Origin of the sequence: Paenibacillus tianjinensis (assembly GCF_017086365.1) — a bacterium.
In the GTDB taxonomy this organism is placed as follows: Bacteria; Bacillota; Bacilli; order Paenibacillales; family Paenibacillaceae; genus Paenibacillus_AQ; species Paenibacillus_AQ tianjinensis.
In genome coordinates this window covers 1529631-1551172 of sequence record NZ_CP070969.1, presented here as the reverse complement: position 1 = coordinate 1551172, position 21542 = coordinate 1529631, and the positions used below count along the sequence as shown (strand labels likewise).

The following is a 21542-nucleotide window of genomic DNA, read 5'->3' as shown; positions in this document are numbered from 1 at the left end:
ATGAAATAAAGCATCTTGCACCACTATACCTTTAACCTCTTCCTTACTCTACTGCTTCTCCGCCTGCTTCCCGCGTTGTGTAGCTGTGGTTTGTGGTGGCTTCAACAATGTCATAGAAGGCCCAATAGCTATTGGACACATCCGACCAGCCGGAAGACTGGATGCCGAATAAAGGCCCGCGGTTCAATACTCTGTTGAAAATAGTTACCGCTTCTGCCCGGGTTAAGTACTTATCCGGCCCGAAGCTTCCGTCCGGCATTCCTTTCATATAACCGGCCTGTTGAACCAGTGCAATGTTGTGAACCGACCAGTGATCTGCAGTATCGGTGAACGACGACGCAGGTTCACCGCTCAGCTGCATCCAGCGTACGACAACCGCAGCCATTTCGGCTCTGGTTATATTCAGGTCCGGTCCAAAGTTGCCGTCTGGATAGCCTGTCATTAGTCCTCCGGAAGTCACTTTAAGAATATCGTCCGCAGCCCACTGGAAATCATTCTGATCTTTGTAAGCTGCCGGCTGGGCATTTGAAGCCGTAGGGGCTCCAATGCGGGACAGAACCGCCGCCAGCTCAGCTCTGGTCATGGCTTGCTCCGGTTTGAATGTCCCGTCAGGGTAGCCTTGCATATACGCTTCATGTGATTTCTTCTGGGATGCAGGCCAGTTATCCATGTCTAGCACAGTGAAGGTGCTGAACTTGTTCACACTGATTTTCAGCCCCAGCTTATCGGCAGAATATTGTACCACTTGAGGCTGAACCAGCACTTTCTCCCCGTCACTATGTTCAACATAGAACACCAGATGAGACAGGAAGGCCTCTCTCGCAGCTGCATCCGTTGGCAGCACATTACCTGGCAGCGGGAGGATCAGGTCTACCGGCTGATTTTTCACACCTGTCTCAATATTGACCGGACGGCCTACAACATGAACCTCACCTGAGCCCGCAGCTGCTTGAACGATCTGCTCCCGTTTCGCCCGTTCTTCCACAGCCTTGATTGCCTGTTCACTCTTAACCGGGGTGAATTTGAACTGATAATCCCCGTCCAGCTGAGCCAGAGTTTGCTGTGGCAGAATCAGTCTGGCATTCACTGTAGACATCTCCAGATTGACCTTGCCGGATGCTAATGTCTTCAGGGTATCCTTGGACAAGCCAATTTCCTGCTCAGCGACTTTATCTTCTGTATCCGGAAGGACTAACCGTACCGTATCAAGGCCGGCTGCAACAACCTTGTTTACAGCCTCAAGCGCTTTTGCAGCACTGTAGTCCACTTTGTCTTTCTTCGTTCCGTCCACCAGGGTCGTACGGTTAATGAACAGACTGCCGCCGTCTCCATTGACTGCAATGAACTCGGTCTGCGGCTGGGTTACTCCAGTAGACGGCTGGGTCACAGGCGTTTCTGTTCCTGGAGCCTCAGTACCTGGTGTCTCTGTTCCTGGTGTCTCCGTTCCCGGCGTTTCCGTTCCCGGCGTTTCCGTTCCCGGCGTTTCGGTTCCTGGTGTCTCCGTTCCCGGATCCGGCTCCTGCTCTCCGGTTCCCTTCACAAAGCTCAAATAGAAGTCGTCCAGCGTTCCCCATGCCCCGCCGTCTGCTTTAACGCGCGCACCAATTGTCAGCTTTCCGTCCGTTACGAGAATATTCTCGAGTTGCGGGTTATTCCACTGCGTCCACCCGTTCACTCCGGTGTCCGCTTTCACTTCTGCTCCGCCTGTTACCGCGAAGAGATTCATCTCCGGATTAACAGCGTCTCCGCCCTGGATAAACATGGACAGATTGTAGTAACCGGGTGTCAGCCCGTATACCGTCTGCGTTACACTAAAGTTAACTCCACTGGCAGAGTAGAAGTGTAACGAATAGTTTCCGCTTTTGGCATCCGTCACTTTATTCTGATAATCGGTATGCGGGCTGCTTCCTGCACCATAGGTGATCTCCCACATGCTCCGGTCGTTATTCTCAAAGCCTGCGTTCACGATAAAGTTCTGTTTTTTTATCTCCAGATAAGCTTTCACCGTCAAGCCGCCTTCAGCCGTTCCTCCGATCACATAGCTGCCGGCACCCTTGCTTACGGCTTGTTCAAATGCGGTCTGATCCCAGACAACAGGTATAGTCCCTGTACATCCATCGTTATAAGTAACACTTGTGACCGTCGGCAGCTGGATAGGTTCCCCTGCAATGGCCGTCACCGTGACATCCTTGATCTCATCGACGGCGAGTGGAGCAACCGCACCTGTATTCACATACTTGAACACATTCAGCGAAGCCAGCGGGTGCCCGCTGAAATCAAACAAGGCCTGGTTGTCAACAGCACTTCCGCCATACCATACCCCTGCATCCTTAGGGTCATATTCCTTCGCATAGCTGGAAGCCCAGCCTGAGCCATATTGCTCCCAGAGGAGCTTGTTCTGCTCGAGCTTATCCTTCGGACCTACCGGAAGCCACGCCGGCTCCCAGTAGAACACGCCAATCCCCGCAGCACCCACATTGGCGACCGCTTCGATTACGTTTCTGACCGAGTTGGCCTGCCCTTGAACGCTGATCGGGTAGTCCAGAACTTGCCCCGAGCTCTGAGGCGCAGTATTGCCATGCCCGTCCCCGTCCTCAGCGGTATACGTATAAGAGGTTTCGGCTACCATCACTTTTTTACCGTACGTGTCGGCAACCTGCTTCAGTACAGAGGTCAAATTGCTTAAAGTGCCGTGCCAGAACGGATAATAAGAGCTTGCAAATACATCATAGTCTACTTTATTATCCTGCAGGGTTTTGGCATAAGAAGCATATCTGCCCGCCGATTCCGGATTCGTAAAATGCAGTGCGATCTGAATGCCCGGGTCGATCTCCCGGATCGCTTTACTGCCTGCACTGAACAATGCACTCATCTTTGTCCAGTCGGATTCCCCGGCGAATTGTCCATTGGTTTCATTGCCTACCTGAACCATGCCGATGTCAATTTTTTGATCAAGCATAGCCTGCAGACTTTCTTTGGTATAGTTATAAAGTGCCGTCTTCTTCGCTTCAAAACTTAAATCGGCCCAGGCCTTAGGCGTATGCTGCTTGGCCGGATCCGCCCAAAAGTCGGAATAATGGAAGTCCACCAGCAGCTTCATGCCGTTTGCGGTCGCTCTTTTGCCGATTTCGATTGCGGTTGCCAGATCATTATTGCCCCCGCCGTAACCGTTTCCAGCTGAATCAAAAGGATCATTCCATACGCGTACCCGGATATAATTCACCCCGGCCTCATGTACGGTCTTAAAGATATCCTGTACCTCTCCAGCTTCGTTATAAAACTTGACTCCGCTGTTCTCTAACGAAATTATGCTGGAAATATCCACGCCCTTAATGAAGTCAGACGGAAGTCCCTCCACTTTCTTCACAAAAATATCCGCAGCCACCGGCGGAACCGCCTCGGTGCTTGTCTGCTTCAGCGCAAAGCTGTCCGCATATCCCCAAGCGCCAGGACCACCGCTGATGTTCGCTCCAAGTACAAGATTTGCGGTATCCTGCGTCAGAACAAATTTCAGGCTGACCGTTCCCCAGGCATTATAGCCGGTGGTTGCAGCAGCTGCCGACTTCTCGGTTCCGGCAAACAATTCAACATTCCCCGCCTGCTTATCAGCACCCCCCATAGACTTGACTGTGAGCTCGTAGCTTCCCGCAGGGAGTGAAGGGATGCTCTGCTTCACCGTAAATGCAGTGGTTCCAGCAGCCGTATCCTTGATCCAATATTTGAAGGCGTGTGCTCCTTCATCCGGTGTGAGCCATTTATCGGAAGTGTAAGCAAACTGCTGAATATCTACCTGATCCCAGGTTTCTGTTTCCACACTCCATGACTTATCGGCCCAAAAATCCGACTCAAATCCGCCGTTCACAATATACGGACTATTCCGCTCTGCAGCCGCAGCAGTCCCCATGCTGAAAGAAAATGAACTTATCAATAATAATACAGCCAAAAATACAGAGGTTACCTGTTGTCTAATCCTCAATTCTGATCACCCTTTCTATGTAAGCCCTTACAACTCAATATATCAAAAATTCGGAATCATTGAGAACGTAACAATTTTAATATTTTGTATGCTTTAGCAAGATGTTTGATTTTTCGTGCTTCGTTTGCGGAAACCAAAAAGCCACCGGGACAAATCCCGGTGGCTTACTAATGATTGAGTGTGGATTAGAAGGAAATTATTCCTGACGTATGGAGCAGCACCAGGAACACCAGCACCGGCGCAACGTACCGGAGCATGAACAGCCAGATGCGGAACCAGCGCGACGTAAGCCCGGCGGCTTCCGCTGCCCCTTTCCAGAAATATCCGGCAAAAACAGTAATCAGCAGACCGCCAAGCGGCAGCATAATATTAGAGGTAATGAAATCCATCCAGTCAAACAGGGCTTTGCCTCCGAACGTAAGCTCAGGGAACATTCCGAGCGACAACGCTGAAGGAATACCCAGCAGGAAGCAGACCAGTGACAGAATCCAGACCGAACGTTGACGGCTCCAGTTCCAGCGCTCCATCGCGAAGGATACTGGAACCTCAAGCAGGGATACTGCCGAAGTCAGGGCTGCAATCGCCAGCAGGATGAAGAACAAACCGCCGAAGAATCCGCCAAAAGGCATGGCCGAGAAAGCGGCCGGCAACGCGATAAAGATCAGCGAAGGCCCTTGATCGGGGGCAATACCAAACGAGAACGTTGTCGGGAAAATAATCAGTCCTGCGATTAATGCATAGAGTAAATCTCCTCCACCGATGGCAAACGCAGCCGTTCCCAATGACTGCCTTTTATCCACATAAGAACCGTAAGTTAGCAAAATCCCCATTCCGAGCGACAAAGAGAAAAAGGCATGTCCCAAAGCGACCAATGCCGATTCCGCAGTCAGAACTGAGAAGTCCGGTTTAAGGAAGAACGATACACCTTCGGAGGCGCCCGGCAAAGTAACCGCACGGATCATGAGCACAATAAGCAGAACGACCAGACCGGGAATCAGTACTTTGTTGAATTTCTCAATCCCGCCGGATACCCCGAGGATAACTACACCCGCCGTAATTAGCATGGCTACACCTTGCCAGACAATCGGCGCATATCCGGAAATAAAGGAGCCGAATTCACCTGCATAGTCACTGTTATTGAACAGCTGCCCATTGAAGGAAATCAGTGCGTAGTTCAGTGTCCAGCCGGCAACGATAATATAGAAAGAGAGAATTAGAAACGGAGCTAATACCTGCAGAATTCCGGCAGCCTTCCAGCCTTTACCGCCTCCGGCCCGGGTAAACGAAGTCGCTGCGCTTCCGCGTCCGCTGCGTCCGATGGCAAGCTCAGCGAGCAGCACCGGCAAGCCGACCAGCACCAGACAGACAATGAAGAGCAGGAAGAACGCTGCACCGCCATTTTCCCCTGTAATGTAAGGGAATTTCCACATATTCCCCAGACCCACTGAGCTGCCGATGGCTGCAAAAATAAAGCCGCTGGAAGAAAAACGCTCCTTCTTCTCTGAGAGCAGACTTTGTTCACCTTTAATCTTATTCATGTATCGACGCCCCATTTTCTTTTTTAGACCTCATTATAGCTTATCTAACGAAGTGTGTCATATACAATTTATAACTTTCTCTTAACAACTTAACCGCTTGGGATTCCCCAATCGAGTAGGAGGGGGCGGCGAGCCCCCGTCCTCTCACACCACCGTACATGCGGGTCCGCATACGGCGGTTCCAAAAGGTTAACAAAGCTCCAAATAACGTGAAAGCAAACTTTTCAGCCCTTTCCCTTCCCAGTAGGAAGTGGGAAGGGCATTATTTGTGTTCCGGGACATTTCCCATGCGCCTCGCCGTGAGTTTGCCATCGTGAAACAGGCCCACTCAGGCACCCCAAGCGCCCGGAGTTCGCGGATCCGTGTGCGCACTCGTTTCCATTGTTTCCACAGGCACATTCGCAGCCTTCTCCGAATCCACTGGTCCAGCGTTTGGAGGTGTTTCTTCGCCGACGCCAGATGGAAATAGCCAAGCCATCCCATCACATACCGGTTCACTTGGCGAATTCGCTCTTCCATGGAAATAGACCACGTTCGATTCGTTAGTTCACGTATTCTTTCCTTGAATCGCGAGATTGTTTTTGGAGCTAATCGAATCGTCGCCTGTTTCTGGCTCAGGAAACTGAATCCTAAGAACTTTCGGTGCCACGGCCTTGCTACCGCACTTTTATCCCGGTTCACTTTCAGTTTCAGCTTTCCTTCTACAAATCGGCTAACCGATTCCATGACCCGTTCGCCCGCTCGTTTGCTCGCCACAAAGATATTACAGTCGTCTGCATAGCGTACAAAACGCAGCCCGCGTCCGGTCAATTCCTTATCCAGATCATCCAGTAGAATGTTTGCCAAAAGCGGACTGAGCGGACCGCCTTGGGGCGTTCCTTCCCGGCTACGTTCCAGCTTTCCGTTCACCATAACTCCGGCGTTCAGATATGCACGAATCAGGATCAGTACTCTTTTGTCTGTCACTTTCCGCGCCACTCTTGCCATCAGCATGTCGTGGTTTATCCGGTCAAAGAATTTCTCCAGATCGAGGTCTATGACCCACCGGAGGCCACTTTGGATATATCTTTGCGCTTGTTTCACGGCGTCATGTGCACTTTTCCCCGGTCGAAAGCCATAGCTATACCAGGAGAACTCTGCGTCAAAGATCGGGTTCATGACTTGTAGAAGCGCCTGCTGGAGAAAACGGTCCATAACGGTTGGGATGCCTAGTAGCCTTACACCGCCTCCGGGTTTGGGGATTTCCACCCGTTTGACTGACGCAGGTCTGTAAGCCCCCGCTAGAAGTTCGGCTTTCACCGATTCCCAATGTGTTTTCAAATAAGCTTGTAGATTCGCTACCGTTACATTGTCCACACCGGGCGCTCCTCCGTTTTGTACCACTCGTTTATACGCGAGCCGAAGGTTGTCTCCTTCGAGCATTCGCTCCAGCAAGTTGCTCTCTGCTTCGCGAGAGGAAGGGGCGATTTGTGCCGACGAAGAACTCGGCGCTCCGGCATACCCTGGCGGCTTCACCGCTTCTCTTTGCCGTAAGCTCTCTTGCGAGATATTCTGCTGTCTTTGCACTTCATGCGAACGCATCGGTTTCCTCTCTCCTTTCGGTTCAGCCCTTCCGTAAACGCTGCAGCAGTTTACGTACTATGGCCTCTGCTGACTCCTGCCGGTTCAGCGCAGCCTCTCGGCTACGGTTACAAGTTTTTTTTTTCCTTGCCCCTCCGGCAGGCCTCCCCAGATAAGAACGTCATCTTTCCGCCCGCACCTGCCCAAGTTTACGGCTGCAGCCCTTGGCAGCTCTGGATTTTGTCATGTATAGGTGACTCATCCGGCTGCAACCGCCTCAAATTGGATTCGTGTACCTCAGGTCGTGCTTTTGCCTCCGGCTTCCTTCAGATTCCGCCTCACGGTGGACACCCTTGCCCTTGGCTAACGGTAGGCGCTTGCCAGCCCCCGCTCGGGACTTTCACCCTAGAGATGACGCCCATGCTGGGCGTACTATGAAAAAAGCGGCTTATCCGCAGATAAGCCGCTTTCTCCATTCATTCAGCACCCTGATCATGAAGGGGCAGATAAGATACCGCCACTGTGTATAAAAAGTTGTACTGCATGACCGACTCCAGATTCATAGTTGCACACATCCTTCAGAATCTTCTTATCCAATGACATCCATGATGTGGAGGTCATTCGTTTTACTAAGATCAATGAATTCGTTATCCTCTACAGCAATAAGAGGTTTTGTGGGATAATTCACGTTTGTAAGCAGAATCTTCCCCGTACGTCCGTCTGATAAATGAACCTCGCATCCGACTTGATTCGCAAGCAGCGAATCCAGAAATGTCATGCCTATCGTAGAGTCAAACCGGTTATGTATAATTCCTTTATGAATTTCATTAATGACTTCGAAAAATGTAAACGCGGGTCTGTGCGGCCGGTCTGAGATCATCGCCATATATATATCTGCCAAGGTAACAATTTTACTCAGCCGGTCGATTTGATCGCCTTTTATTCCATGCGGGTACCCGCTGCCGTCTTCCCTTTCATGGTGCTGTAAGGCGACCAAGGCCACACGCGGATCCACTTCCGAGCCTGTCAGCAGTTCGTAACCAAGTAAAGTATGCTGCTTCATGATTTCCTGTTCGTGCTTTTCAAACCTTCCCGGTTTATTCATTAAGGAGGACGGCAGCTTAACCGTGCCAATATCATACACACAGGCCGCTATGGTCAGAAGACTCAGTTCCTCTTCATCCAGCTTGAGCCACTTGCCAAGCGATGTGGCAATGACAGCAACTCCGATGCTTTGCTTGTAGCGGTAATCACCCTGGTCTTTAAGTTCGGAGAATACCTGGAATAAGTTATATCTCTTCGCAGTGTCTTTAATAAAGGGGAGTATTTTTTCTTCAACCTCCTCCATAGGCACGGTGCCGTTGTTTCGTACAAGCTTGTCTATTTCTTGCAGATGCATTTCAGTCCGTTTCACTTTGGCGCGGGATTCCGCGGCGGCTGCAGAACGAGCCGATACGGGAACTTCAGGCCGGGCCGCTTCTTCCTCTACATAGCCTTCGACGGCTGCCTCTACACTGCCCAGCTGAATTTTGAAATTTGCCAACTTTTCGATGTGACTCTTTCGAAGAATCGTGTCCTTGGAAATTAACAATATTCCATTGTCCGCATAAATATGGGTTCCCAAACGTTTTCCAATAAAATTGTCGTATTCAATGATCGACATAATGGAGCCAACTCCTCTATCATCCCTTGGTTACAAAGTCCTTCTCGTTCGAGATAGTTATCCTTCTATGGAGAATATTCTATAGAGTATTTCGGCAGATTGGAAGAATTTATTATTTTTGCATTCTGAAAATGAATCTATAGTAACGGTCCTGTTAGCCGAAGGCTGGATTTACTTGGGCCATTCGATTTAGGGTTTCGTTCTTTGGCGGGAGAATTTTTTTGAATCTATTCTATGAAAAAAGCTTCCGCTTTTAAATAAAATGCTATATTATATTAATTCAAATGCATAATAAAAATATTTAATGTATATTAATTCGTTACACGGGATGTGAATATGACATGTTCATGGCAACATTACCATACGAACCTGAATGGAGGGATGCATAAACTTGCAGACGCTGTTGTCCGTAGTACCAACAAATCTATAAATAGAGAGAAACACTGGGAGGTAAATGATGTCCAAGAAATTATTATCCTTATTAATCGCATTAACTCTGACGTTCTCCGGAATCCTTCCGGCAGCCTATGCGGGTGAAGCTGTCACTGAAGTTCAGACTCAGGTTCTGACTGCACCGGCATCAACCGGTTCCGGCGCTTCGGCTACAGTCACCTCAGAAGTCTATCAAACGCCTGCATCTACCGTATCGGCAGATGTCTATCAGGCCTCAATGACTGAACCCAGAACTCTGCCGGTTACGCTAACCCTTCCCGAAGGTATCACAGCAAACCAGCTTACCTGGAAGTTCGGCAGAACAGCGGAAGAGATGAAGCCGCTGGCAGAGTGGAAAAAATGGAATAACGCTTCTAACGTTAGAGCATATACGGGAGAACCGTTCGTAAAAGTAACCTATGAGCCTGCCTCACCTACAACGGTGACCGCTCTGGTATACTTCGATATGCCTTTCGGCTCCAATCTGTCCCTAAGCGGCATCCGGGCCGAATATGTCAAGCTTGCCGGAGTATACAACCTGACAGCGACCGCTCCTGCCGGCGAGGTGCTGGCACAGCAGCAGGTGAAGCTGAACCCGTATGATACCTATCATACATATGATGAAATCAAACCGGCGATCGATAGAATTACGGCTGACAGCAACAATAAATACGGCCGTTATGTAGAATATCAGCAGATCGGTACGTCCACGCAGGGACGGGCGATCCACTTCTCTATCGTCGCTAAGGACAAGGCATCCGTCGACCAATATTTGACTGAAACACTGCCGCTGATGAACAATGACCCTGCTGCATTGCAGGAGATGATTAGAAACGGCCAGTTGAAGGATTATAAAGTGCCGATTTGGCTGAACAATATCCATGCGGATGAAGCCAATGGCGTAGATGTCATTATTAAGTTTTTGGATACCCTGATGACCCAGAAAATCGTCAACTATGATACGACTGATGCGAGCGGTAATGTGGTTCCGGTAGCACTGGACATCGATAAGGCGCTGGACAATGTGATTTTCCTGCTCGATTATGTGGAGAATCCGGATGGGCGCGCTTTGAATACACGTGCGACTTCAACGCTGCTGGACCCGAACCGCGACAACTCCTACCAGACACAGCCGGAGACACAGGCTGTCACAGCACAAATTGCCAAGTGGACACCACTGAGCTTCCTGGATATGCACGGTTTCGTGAGCGGCTTCCTGATCGAGCCTTGTACACCGCCGCATGATCCGAACATCGAATACGATCTGGTTATGGACAATATGCTTGAACAGGCTACAGCCATGGGTAATGCGGGGATCGCCAATACCAAATATGATGCTTACCACATTCCTTATCTGGAAGCCGAGAAATTAAAGAATGACCCGGCTTATGCTAACCCTTACGGCAATGCCACCGGATGGGATGATGCTTCCCCGGCTTACACCGCAGTCTATGCGATGCACCAGGGTGCCCTTGGACATACCATTGAGGTGCCTGAGCTGAATGAAGATTCCCTCGATGCCTTCTATTATGCAGCACTGGCTGCCACCAGCTATGTGCAGGACAATAAAAAAGAGCTCTTCCTGAACCAGCTCGAAATCTTTAAACGCGGCATCAATAATGAAGACCACAAAGAGGTTGATCCGTATTTGGTAAATGCCAAATATGAATCCATCGGCCGTGAGCGTGAGACGGCGGATACGAACTTCTTCCCTGAGTATTATGTACTTCCGGTAGCCAAAGATCTGCAAAAGAACAAGCTGGAAACGTACAAAATGGTGCAATACCTGCTTCGTAACGGAGTCAAGGTAGAGCAGACAACCACACCGGTAAGCGTGGATGGAGTCACCTATCAGGCCGGCACCTATGTGGTGAACATGCATCAGGCCAAACGCGGCTATGCCAACCTGGTTCTGTATGACGGCCTGAATGTTTCTGACTTTGATGCGATGTATTCCGACACCGTACAGAATTTTGCGGATATGCGCGGATTCGACCGCTACATCAGCCGGAGCGCCGGTGCCTTCACCGGCAAGACCCAGCAGGTTAGCAGCGTCGCCATTCCGGCAACTAACCTTGATCAGTATTCTTTTGCGCAAAATTACGTCATCCGCAACAGCAACAACGATGCAATCAAAGCAGTTAACGAATTGCTTGCGAACCACAAAGCGGTAACCCTGCTCTCCAATGATGGAGCCGGATATGAAAAAGGCAGCTTCCTGGTCTCCAGATCCAATCTGAGAACAGTAGCCTCCAAATACTTGCTTGACCTTGTGCCTTTCAGCACTGCGGGAGACAAGACCGGCAAGCTGCTCAAGCCGGCGAATGTAGGTATTGCCGGAGCATCTTCCTTCATCTTAGCGGATCTTGGATTCAAAGTGACTACCGATACGGTTGCCGCAGACGTGCTGGTCAATGCAGGCACGAGCCTGATTGCCAGCGGTAAACCCTTCATCGGATATGGACGCACAATGCTGGGCAGTATCAAATCTCTGAATATTTTACCGGGCCTGGACTATGCCAATCCGGTCAACCAAGCGAAAAAGGCTGCAGCACATGAAGGCTTGTTCCAAGCGAACGTCTCACAGGACAGCGTAATCACCGCTCCTTATGCAGACAATGAATACCTGTATACTGTTTCTGCTGCTTACATCACGGCTGTTCCGCAAGGCGCTGAAATACTGGCGGAATACGGAACAGGCGAGGATTTCTTCAAAGCCGGCTGGTGGCCGAATAGCGATGCTGCTAAAGGACAGGTACTGGCCCTGAATTATCAGACGAATAACATCCATGTGACCTTGTTCGCTAACGATCTGCTCAACAAATATCACCCGCAGAACCAGTTCCGGTTACTGGCCAATGCAATCTATGCCTCCGCTCCGGCAGCTACGGAAGCAGACGGCATGGATAACGGTGTGCTTGAGCCGGAACCGGCTGTTCCGGGTACAAGTATCCCTCTACCAACCGCAACACCGGCACCAACGGCAACACCTGCTCCGGCTGCACCTCAGCCGTCAGCTACGCCAGCTCCAGCGGTAAGCTTCACCGATCTTGGTAATGTAGCATGGGCCGCATCGGCTATTAAAGAACTAACCGCTAAAGGCATCCTTCAGGGTGTGGGCGGCAACTCGTTCGCACCACTTAAAGAAGTAACCCGTGCCGAATTCATCACCATGATCGTCCGTGCCTTTAACCTGCCGCTAGAGAATGCAGAGGCTAACTTCAGTGATGTGACAACCACTGACTGGGCCTACAGCTATGTTGCTGCCGGTGTCCAGAATGGTCTGGTGGGTGGTGTAGGCGGCGGCAAGTTCGAGCCCGGCCGCTCTATCACACGGGAAGAAATGGCGATTATCGCCGCGAATGCCCTGACGAAGTTCAAAGGCAAATCGGTTACCGATACGGATGCGATACTGGCGAACTTCAAGGACAAATCCAGCATTGCCTCCTACGGAAAAAACGCGGTAGCGCTGCTTACGCAGGAAGGAATTGTGAAAGGCATGACGAATGACACGTTTGCGCCAAAAGGAATTGCGAACCGTGCCCAAGCCGCTGTCATTATCAGTAACATCATCAGCTTGCCATAAACCGAAGGCATAATTGCAAGTAAATATGAACAGGGATGTCTCCAGCCACCAGCGGCTGAGGACATCCCTGTTTTTTTTATTTATTGCATACCCAGGGCAAAGTAACACTTACAGTGGTTCCCACCTGCACTTCTGAATCCACCTTAATTTGCCCTCCATACATTTCGATTAACTGTTTACAGATCGATAAGCCAATCCCTGTCCCTTTTGGCTTGGTAGTATAGAAAGGATCGAATATCCGCTTTAGTTTCTCGGGCAGAATCCCTTCCCCGTTATCTTTAAAGAGCAGGATAATTTCGTTTGTCTCAGCCGCGGTCGTAACCGTAATATTGATTCTCCCTTTGCATGCTGTGAAGGAATCTATACTATTTTTCAAGATATTCAGGAATACCTGCTCCAGTTGAGAAGCACTACCAAACGTTAGTACCCTTTCTGCGGAATAATCCACTGAAAGAACAATATCGTCACTAAGAATGAGTTGATTCACAATGTTATTGACTCTATGTATAACCTCTATAACATTAAAAACCACGCCACTATCCCTCTTACTATCCCCTTTTCGGGACAATAGCAGAAAGTCCGTTACTAGCCCGTTCAGCGTATCAATCTCTTTAATCGTTATGTCCATATATGTACGCAATTCATTGGCTTTGATCTCAGGTTCAGCCAGTCTGTTATTAACAAGCTGGGCAAATCCTTTAATTGAAGCCAGCGGATTACGTATTTCATGTGCCATGCCGGCTGCCATTTGCCCCATTACAGCAATTTTCTGTTCATGTAAACTGTCAATCAGTTGTTTCTTATTGGACAGATATCCCAGGGTAAAGCCACTAAAGCGGGTCCAATTGCTTTCCATTAAGCGATTATAGAAAAACAACCGGTTTGCGGAATCATCCACAGCCTCATCAATGATCGTAAACATAATATTCTGGGTAGTTAAGATTAAATCCTGGCTCATCTCAAGCAAGACATCATAATGATCACCGAATATTTCTGCCGTGTAATTCCCTTGTTCAACCCCCTCCTTTCTCTGTGTATCCAGGTACTGGCAATAATCCAAAGGGCCCAGGAACATTGCGTCGATCATACAGATTAAGGTCTTACTGAATGTTGAGTTTAACAGGTCCTTATTCGTTTCTACAAACCAGGCAAATTGCATGTTTTTCAGAGTAACAGAATGATAATGCCTGTCCAAAATGGTTGAAACAGCCAGGATTAATGACTTACGCAATTCCTTTTCACTATAGGCCATTGTTATCCTCCCTCTTTATTGTTTATATTCAATAAATGTGTATACTTTCCTCCTTCAGCTAAACCAACAAAACGCTATGTTTTATCCAACAATATTTTAGTTCAAATTTTAAATACAGACTCTAAATTAATGCAAGCAAGCACTTCTCCAAGAATGGTAGAAGTGCTGCTTTTTGGTGCAAAGTATAGGGTTACTTGTCCAGCCAAGTCCGCATCATGGATAACAGCTGCGTACTGTTGACCGGTTTGGTAATGTAATCCGAGCAACCGGCTTCTAGGCACAGCTCCCGGTCTCCCTTCATGGCTTTGGCCGTAAGTGCAAGAATAGGAAGGTTCTTGAACTCTGCCTTCTCCCGGATGGCCCGGGTCGTTTCGTAGCCATCCATTCCCGGCATCATGATATCCATTAGCACGATTTCGATGTCCGGTGTCTGTTTCAGGAGATCAATGGCATCCTGGCCGTTCTCGGCAGGAATGACCTTCATATGATGACGCTCCAAAATCGAGGTAAGCGCAAAGATGTTGCGGATATCATCATCCACTACAAGCACTTTCTTAGATTCGATCATTTCATCCGAACTATATAATTTGACCAGCTTATCCCTTAAGTCGGATGGCAGGTCCTCTGCTTTCAGGTGCAGGAAGAGGGTTGTCTCGTCAATCAATTGAGTATTCGACTTCACCTCTTTGATAACCGCCATCTTGACCAAATCATCCCACTCGTTCTCCTCAGCGGTTGTCAGTTTCTTGCTCAGGCGGGCTACGACGGGAACTTTTTTGTTTTTGGCATTCTTATGCATATCCCGGACAAACCGGATGAGATTCATATCGGGCAAGTTATTGTCCAGAACCACACAATCGAAATCTTTATTATTGATCTGATTTAAAGCCTTGCGGCCGGTGTCGACTACCGTGAGCTTGATGTCCTGGTTGCTCAGCTGGTCGATGATTTGCTTGCGCTCTTGTTCCTCATGAACAGCAATCAGGAGACTGCGGCCCTTCTTGTCGGTGAATTGATTCAAACGGTCAAGTGCATTCTCGAGCTCTTCGTTCGTCACCGGTTTCCGGAAGTAATCGTGAACCCCCTTCTGCAGCAGGAGCACCTCTTCCTCGTCCACGGTCATGACACAAATAGGAATATGCCGCACATAGATATCGCTCTTCAGCTGCTCCAGTACCATCCAGCCGTTGGTATCCCCGCCAAGATGCAGATCCAGCGTTATAGCAATTGGCTTATACTTATGAACGAGCTCCAGTGCATCATAGCCGCTGGACGAAATGACAGCTTTGATTCCTCTTTTGTGAAGAAGATCGAGAATGATTTCGTTGAACTTCTGGTCATCCTCAACAATCAGGAATACGCGGTCTCCCGGCTCAAGGTTATCCCGGTCGTCAAGCAAAGCTTCCTCCGCCGGTTTGACCAGACTGCTTCTGCGTTTAGGCGGAGTGATATCAATCACTTCCGGAACATGCACTTTTTTGATTTCCGGCTCTGTGAATTCAGCTTCAGTAGGAAGATACAGATTAAATACGCTTCCCTTGTTCACTTCACTGTACAGGATGATTTCTCCGCCCAGCATTTCAGCAATCTCACGGGAGATGGCAAGCCCCAAGCCTGTTCCGCCATATTCCCGGTTCGTGCTGCCGTCCGCTTGCTGGAAGGCTTCGAAAATAATCTGCTGTTTTTCATGCGGAATGCCGATCCCCGTGTCGCTTACGGAGAAGCAAATAACCGTTTTGGCCCGGTTCAGCGATTCATTCTCCGGATGCCAGCCCTCGCTCGCCTTCCGGATCTGGAGCATGATCTGTCCCTGTTCCGTGAACTTAAAGGCGTTTGAAAGCAGGTTTTTCAGAATCTGCTGAAGCCGCTTGAAGTCCGTTATTATCTTAGCCGGTAAGCCGGGATCAACTTTAATCCGGTACTCGAGCTTCTTAGCATCCACCATATGGCGGAAGGTACGGTCCAGCCCGTCGGTCAGCTCCGCCAAGGATACCTCGCTGTAATCCGGCGTAATCGTGCCCGATTCGATTTTTGACAGGTCAAGAATATCATTAATAAGGTTTAGCAATTCGAGTCCAGAGTCCTGAATGGTCTTTGCGAACTTCACCTGAATCTCATGAAGATTGTCATCCGGGTTCTCGGCCAGCTGTTCTGCCAGGAGCAGTAGAGAATTCAGCGGGGTACGTAGTTCGTGCGACATGTTGGCCAAAAACTCGGATTTGTACTTGGAGGTGAGGGCAAGCTGTTCCGCTTTTTCCTCCAGATATCGTTTGGCCACCTCGACCTCATGGTTCTTGCTCTCCACTTCAGCTTTCTGTAGGACGAGCAGCTTCGCCTTATCCTCGAGTTCGTCATTTGTATTCCGCAGCTCCATCTGCTGCTTTTGGAGCTCTTCGGTAAGGGACTGCGACTGGATCAGCAGCTCCTCTGTACGCTGGTTCGCCTGCATCGTGTTAATCACAATTCCGATCGATTCCGTAAGCTGATCCAGGAATGCAATATCGATATCGCTGTACGGGCGGAAGGTTGCAAGTTCCAGAATCGCAAGCACCTGATCCTCGAAAATAATCGGCAGCAAAATGATGTTGAGAGGTGTAGCTTCGCCCAAGGCGGACGAGATCACCACATAGTCACCCGGTACGTTGGTAAGCAGGATCCGCTGCTTCTCGATCAGGCACTGGCCGACCAGGCCTTGCCCGGCCCGGAATTCGTTCGCCAGATGTTTGCGGCTCTGGTAAGCATAGCTGGCAAACAACTTCAGCACCGGTTCACCGCCGGACGGTTCATTGATATAGAAGACACCGTGTTGCATCGACACGAGCGGTGCCAGCTCGGACAGGATCATGCGGCTGACCGCATACAAATCTCTTTGCCCTTGCAGCAGCCGTGAGAATTTGGCGAGATTGGTTTTGAGCCAGTCCTGCTCCGTATTAATACGGGTCGTTTCCTTCAGGTTACGGATCATTTCGTTGATGTTGTCTTTGAGCGTTGCGACTTCTCCGGATGCAGATACGTCGATAGCCCGTGACAGATCGCCATTCGTTACCGCAGTAGCTACGTTAGTGATGGCGCGTACCTGAGTGGTCAGCGTACTCGCCATGTAGTTAACGTTGTCGGTGAGGTCGCGCCAAGTACCGGCTGCGCCCGGAACGTTCGCTTGTCCGCCAAGCTTCCCTTCGGCGCCTACCTCCCGCGCCACGGTGGTTACCTGGTCCGCGAAGGTAGCCAGCGTCTCAATCATATTGTTGATGGTGTCCGTCAGCTCGGCGATTTCGCCTTTGGCTTCCACCGTCAGTTTTTGCTTCAGGTTACCGTTCGCTACCGCCGTCACGACCTTGGCGATACCGCGCACCTGATCCGTCAGATTGGTCGCCATAATATTAACGTTATCGGTAAGGTCTTTCCAGATCCCTCCGACGCCGCGTACCTGGGCTTGACCGCCCAGCTTACCGTCTGTACCGACCTCCCGGGCCACACGCGTAACCTCAGAGGCGAACGAATTCAGCTGATCCACCATGGTATTGATCGTGTTCTTCAGTTCCAATAATTCGCCTTTAACGTCAACAGTAATTTTCTTGGACAGGTCCCCGTTCGCTACCGCAGTTGTAACACCGGCAATGTTACGCATTTGAATGGTCAGGTTGCTGGCCATGTAGTTAACCGTATCGGTCAAATCTTTCCACGTACCGGAGACATCCTTTACTTCCGCTTGCGCGCCGAGTTTTCCATCCGTACCTACTTCGCGCGCTACGCGTGTAACCTCGGAGGCGAAGGTCGAGAGCTGATCCACCATCGTATTGATCGTATTCTTCAGTTCAAGGATTTCGCCTTTTACGTCAACGGTGATTTTCTTGGACAGGTCGCCCTTTGCTACCGCCGTCGTAACGTCTGCGATGTTCCGCACCTGGTCCGTAAGATTCCGGGCCATGTTATTAACGCCTTCGGTCAAGTCTTTCCAGGTTCCGCCGACCCCTTTAACCTGAGCCTGGCCGCCCAGTTTTCCTTCCGTACCGACCTCTCGCGCCACACGCGTAACCTCGGAGGAGAACATGGAGAGCTGGTCCACCATCGTGTTGATCGTATTTTTGAGCTCGAGGATTTCCCCTTGTACATCCGCCGTGATTTTCTTGGACAGATCCCCGTTCGCTACGGCCGTCGTTACAACGGCGATGTTACGCACTTGGTTGGTTAAGTTAGACGCCATGTAGTTTACGCTCTCGGTCAAATCGCGCCAGGTACCCGCAACGCCTTTAACTTGGGCTTGTCCGCCCAGCATCCCCTCCGTACCTACCTCCCGCGCTACACGCGTTACCTCGGAAGCGAAGGTCGAGAGCTGCTCTACCATCGTATTAATGGTATTCTTAAGCTCCAGAATTTCTCCTTTCGCATTCACCGTAATCTGCTTGGACAGATCGCCTTTCGCAACCGCAGTGGTTACCTCGGCGATGTTACGCACCTGATCGGTCAGTGTACCGGCCATAAAGTTAACGCTATCCGTCAAATCCTTCCATGTACCCGATACGCCTTTAACGTCAGCCTGACCGCCCAGAATCCCTTCCGTTGAAACCTCCCGCGCCACACGCGTAACCTCGGAAGCGAAGTTACTGAGCTGATCCACCATGATATTGATCGTGCTTTTCAGCTGGAGGATCTCGCCTTTGGCATCAACCGTAATCGTCTTCGACAGATCACCCTTAGCCACGGCGGTTGTCACTTCCGCAATGTTGCGCACCTGGTTGGTTAAGTTAGACGCCATGTAGTTTACGCTCTCGGTCAAATCACGCCATGTGCCGGAGACGCCTTTTACATCCGCCTGTCCGCCGAGTATCCCTTCCGTCCCGACCTCTCGCGCCATACGGGTAACCTCGGAAGCAAAGGTCGACAACTGATCCACCATCGTGTTAATCGTATTCTTAAGCTCCAGGATTTCACCCTGTACATCAGCTGTAATCTTCTTCGAAAGATCGCCGTTTGCCACCGCAGTGGTCACAACCGCAATGTTACGCACCTGGTTGGTCAGGTTGGAGGCCATGTAGTTTACACTTTCCGTTAAATCCCGCCAAGTACCGGATACATCTTTAACATCCGCCTGACCGCCAAGCTTACCTTCCGTGCCGACCTCACGTGCCACACGCGTGACCTCGGACGAGAACATGGAGAGCTGTTCCACCATGGTGTTGATCGTATTTTTGAGTTCAAGGATTTCTCCCCGGGCATTGACCGTGATTTGCTTCGACAGATCCCCGTTTGCTACAGCTGTTGTTACCGCCGCGATGTTACGCACTTGATCCGTGAGGTTCGTAGCCATATAATTCACGCTATCCGTCAGGTCTTTCCAGGTACCTGATACACCTTTGACGTCTGCCTGACCGCCCAGAATCCCTTCCGTACCGACCTCGCGCGCTACCCGGGTAACCTCGGAGGCAAAGGTGCTGAGCTGATTCACCATCATGTTAATATTGCTTGCCGTTCTCTGGAATTCTCCAGTAAGCGGTCTGCCTTCGATTTCCAGCTCCACCTTCTGGGACAGGTCCCCTTTAGCTACGGCGTTAATTACCCGCACCATTTCGCTCGTAGGTTGAATCAGGTCAATGACCAGACCATTCAATGAATCCGTGATGGTTTCCCATGATCCGCCCAAATTTTTCTGCACAAATCTTTTCGAAAGGTTGCCCTCTTTTCCGACAACCTTGGCTACAGTCTGGACTTCATGGACCAGACCTTCCTGAATATCCATAATTTCATTAAATGTGTCTGCTACCTTGCCGGCTACACCTGTGCGGTCATAAGGCATTCTGTAGGAGAAGTTGCCTTTCTTCATGGCCATTAAGGCGTTGAGCAGTTCGCCAGCATCAATTTGATCATCGTTTTTCTCGTTAGTTTGGTTTTGATCCTTCATCCTCAACCCTGCCCCTTTTGCATCAAATATTTGGAATGCTCTGATTGGTCATCTCTAACCGAATCGTTTGGCCGTAAACCTTGCCAAGAACCAGTCACATAAGAATCAGAGCCTAGTATCGTTGTTGATCGTAATATCCGTTCTCACGGGCTTCAGAGCCGGCTCGTCCGGAGTCTGAGTGAAGGAGTCCGGGCTCAAGTACGGTTTGGCATCAACCGTAAAAATGAACGTTGCACCGGGTTCATCCGACGGTTCTACCCTTATCGTGCCTCCCATTAATTCGATCAGGGATTTACTGATCGATAATCCAAGCCCCGTGCCTCCAAACTTACGGGTAGTTGAGGCATCAAGCTGGGAGAAGGGCTGAAATAGTTCAGGTATCTTATCCGGAGGGATACCGATTCCGGTATCCTTTATAATAAATTCAAGCGTAAGCGAATCCGACGTCTCGGCGAGCTTGTTAACCATTATGTATACACTGCCCTCAGGTGTAAACTTCACAGCGTTGCCCACAAGATTATTCAAAACCTGACGGAGGCGATTCATATCTCCAATTATCCTGGATGGCAATAAGGGATCGACCATTAATACCATTTCCAGGTTCCGTTCCCTGGTTTGGGCGGTAAACAAATCAATCGTTTCATTCAGGCAGTGCTGTAGAGAGAACGGCGCTTCTTCCAGTTCGATCTTTCCGGATTCGATTTTGGAAAAATCCAGGATGTGATTGATCACAGAGAGCAGTGCATTGCCGCTCTTGTGAATAATCCCCGCCATTTCAGCATATTCCTCAGGTAAATCGCAGGCCAGAAGCAAATCCGACATGCCGATAATTCCATTTAACGGTGTGCGGATTTCATGGCTCATCATGGCCAGAAACTCTGACTTTACACGAGAGGCAATTTCCGCCGCTTCCTTGGCCTTGCTGAGCGCCTGGTTCGTTTTCTCCATCTGCTTCGTTTGTTCTTTTAACATTTCGCTTTGGATCTGAAGGGTTTTGTTAGCTTCATACATGCTGACGTAACCCTCAATTTTGGATTTGAAAATTTGCGGAACGAGAGGTTTCGTCATGTAATCCACTGCACCAACCGAATAACCGGCAAAGATATTCTCCTGGGTATTCCTGGTTGCCGTCATGAAGATGATTGGCACGTATTTATTTTTCTCCCGGGTCCGGATGATACCGGCTGTCTCGAACCCGTCCATTTCCGGCATTTGCACGTCCATGACAATGACAGCAAACTCCTCTTCCAATAAACACCGCAAAGCTTCCATCCCGGAATAAGCACGAACCAGTCGATAGGGTTCTCCGCTCAGAATCGCTTCAATGGCAACCAGGTTTTCCGGGTGATCGTCTACGAGCAGGATGTTAACTGGAAAATTCATGACGTCCCTCACCTTCCAACTTATGGCTTGCTGGCTGTACGTTTATTATTTCAAAAACAAAGGTTATATACCCACTTCTGTAAACGCTGAAACTCATAATTCACATCTAACTGAATGAACTGGCAGATGCAAATTTAACCATTTGTCATAATTCTACATATCGAAGGCCGCAAGTGAATTTTTGTAAATTTTGCTACTCAAGTCTCAAGACCTATTCAACAAATCAATTTAAAATTGAATAGATATTTTTTCC

At 49.6% G+C, this 21542-nt stretch carries 8 protein-coding genes; 1 reads left to right on the top strand and 7 read right to left on the bottom strand.

Annotation, left to right across the window (positions count from 1 at the left end; genetic code table 11):
• Positions 1-43: 43 nt before the first annotated feature.
• The 4 genes from JRJ22_RS06770 to JRJ22_RS06755 form a co-directional block, all read right to left on the bottom strand.
• A complete protein-coding gene (locus JRJ22_RS06770; protein ID WP_206105008.1) occupies positions 44-3904 on the bottom strand; it encodes a glycosyl hydrolase 53 family protein in 3861 nt (1286 codons plus the stop codon).
• Between the two features lie 257 nt (positions 3905-4161).
• The gene (locus tag JRJ22_RS06765; RefSeq protein WP_206103786.1) at positions 4162-5514 is read right to left on the bottom strand and encodes a sodium-dependent transporter; all 1353 of its coding nucleotides are present in this window, start codon (positions 5512-5514) and stop codon (positions 4162-4164) included.
• A 189-nt stretch (positions 5515-5703) separates the two neighbouring features.
• A complete protein-coding gene (gene ltrA / locus JRJ22_RS06760; protein ID WP_206102623.1) occupies positions 5704-7095 on the bottom strand; it encodes a group II intron reverse transcriptase/maturase in 1392 nt (463 codons plus the stop codon).
• A gap of 568 nt (positions 7096-7663) precedes the next feature.
• Positions 7664-8737 (bottom strand): HD-GYP domain-containing protein, encoded by a 1074-nt coding sequence (locus JRJ22_RS06755; protein WP_232381052.1) that lies wholly within the window; start codon positions 8735-8737, stop codon positions 7664-7666.
• 457 nt (positions 8738-9194) lie between these two features.
• Between JRJ22_RS06755 and JRJ22_RS06750 the strand changes: the two genes are divergently transcribed.
• Positions 9195-12755: a M14 family metallopeptidase gene (locus JRJ22_RS06750; RefSeq protein WP_206103785.1), complete on the top strand. Its 3561-nt coding sequence runs from the start codon at positions 9195-9197 to the stop codon at positions 12753-12755.
• Positions 12756-12831: 76 nt separating this feature from the next.
• On the opposite strand, the gene JRJ22_RS06745 is transcribed toward JRJ22_RS06750, so the two are convergent.
• The 3 genes from JRJ22_RS06745 to JRJ22_RS06735 all read right to left on the bottom strand — a co-directional run bounded on the left by JRJ22_RS06745 (position 12832) and on the right by JRJ22_RS06735 (position 21289).
• Complete coding sequence (locus JRJ22_RS06745; protein WP_206103784.1) at positions 12832-14007, bottom strand: sensor histidine kinase; 1176 nt, start codon at positions 14005-14007, stop codon at positions 12832-12834.
• Positions 14008-14197: 190 nt separating this feature from the next.
• A complete protein-coding gene (locus tag JRJ22_RS06740; protein WP_206103783.1) occupies positions 14198-19906 on the bottom strand; it encodes a HAMP domain-containing protein in 5709 nt (1902 codons plus the stop codon).
• Positions 19907-20011: 105 nt separating this feature from the next.
• On the bottom strand, positions 20012-21289 hold the full coding sequence (locus JRJ22_RS06735; protein ID WP_206103782.1) for an ATP-binding protein: 1278 nt from the start codon (positions 21287-21289) through the stop codon (positions 20012-20014).
• Positions 21290-21542 lie beyond the last annotated feature (253 nt).

What these genes read in the sequence shown, in the direction of transcription:
- JRJ22_RS06770 (WP_206105008.1), bottom strand. Translation starts at nt 3,904, where the DNA reads ATGGGGACTGCTGCGGCTGCAGAGCGGAATAGTCCGTATATTGTGAAC.
- JRJ22_RS06765 (WP_206103786.1), bottom strand. Translation starts at nt 5,514, where the DNA reads ATGAATAAGATTAAAGGTGAACAAAGTCTGCTCTCAGAGAAGAAGGAG.
- ltrA (WP_206102623.1), bottom strand. Translation starts at nt 7,095, where the DNA reads ATGCGTTCGCATGAAGTGCAAAGACAGCAGAATATCTCGCAAGAGAGC.
- JRJ22_RS06755 (WP_232381052.1), bottom strand. Translation starts at nt 8,737, where the DNA reads ATGTCGATCATTGAATACGACAATTTTATTGGAAAACGTTTGGGAACC.
- JRJ22_RS06750 (WP_206103785.1), top strand. Translation starts at nt 9,195, where the DNA reads ATGTCCAAGAAATTATTATCCTTATTAATCGCATTAACTCTGACGTTC.
- JRJ22_RS06745 (WP_206103784.1), bottom strand. Translation starts at nt 14,007, where the DNA reads ATGGCCTATAGTGAAAAGGAATTGCGTAAGTCATTAATCCTGGCTGTT.
- JRJ22_RS06740 (WP_206103783.1), bottom strand. Translation starts at nt 19,906, where the DNA reads ATGAAGGATCAAAACCAAACTAACGAGAAAAACGATGATCAAATTGAT.
- JRJ22_RS06735 (WP_206103782.1), bottom strand. Translation starts at nt 21,289, where the DNA reads ATGAATTTTCCAGTTAACATCCTGCTCGTAGACGATCACCCGGAAAAC.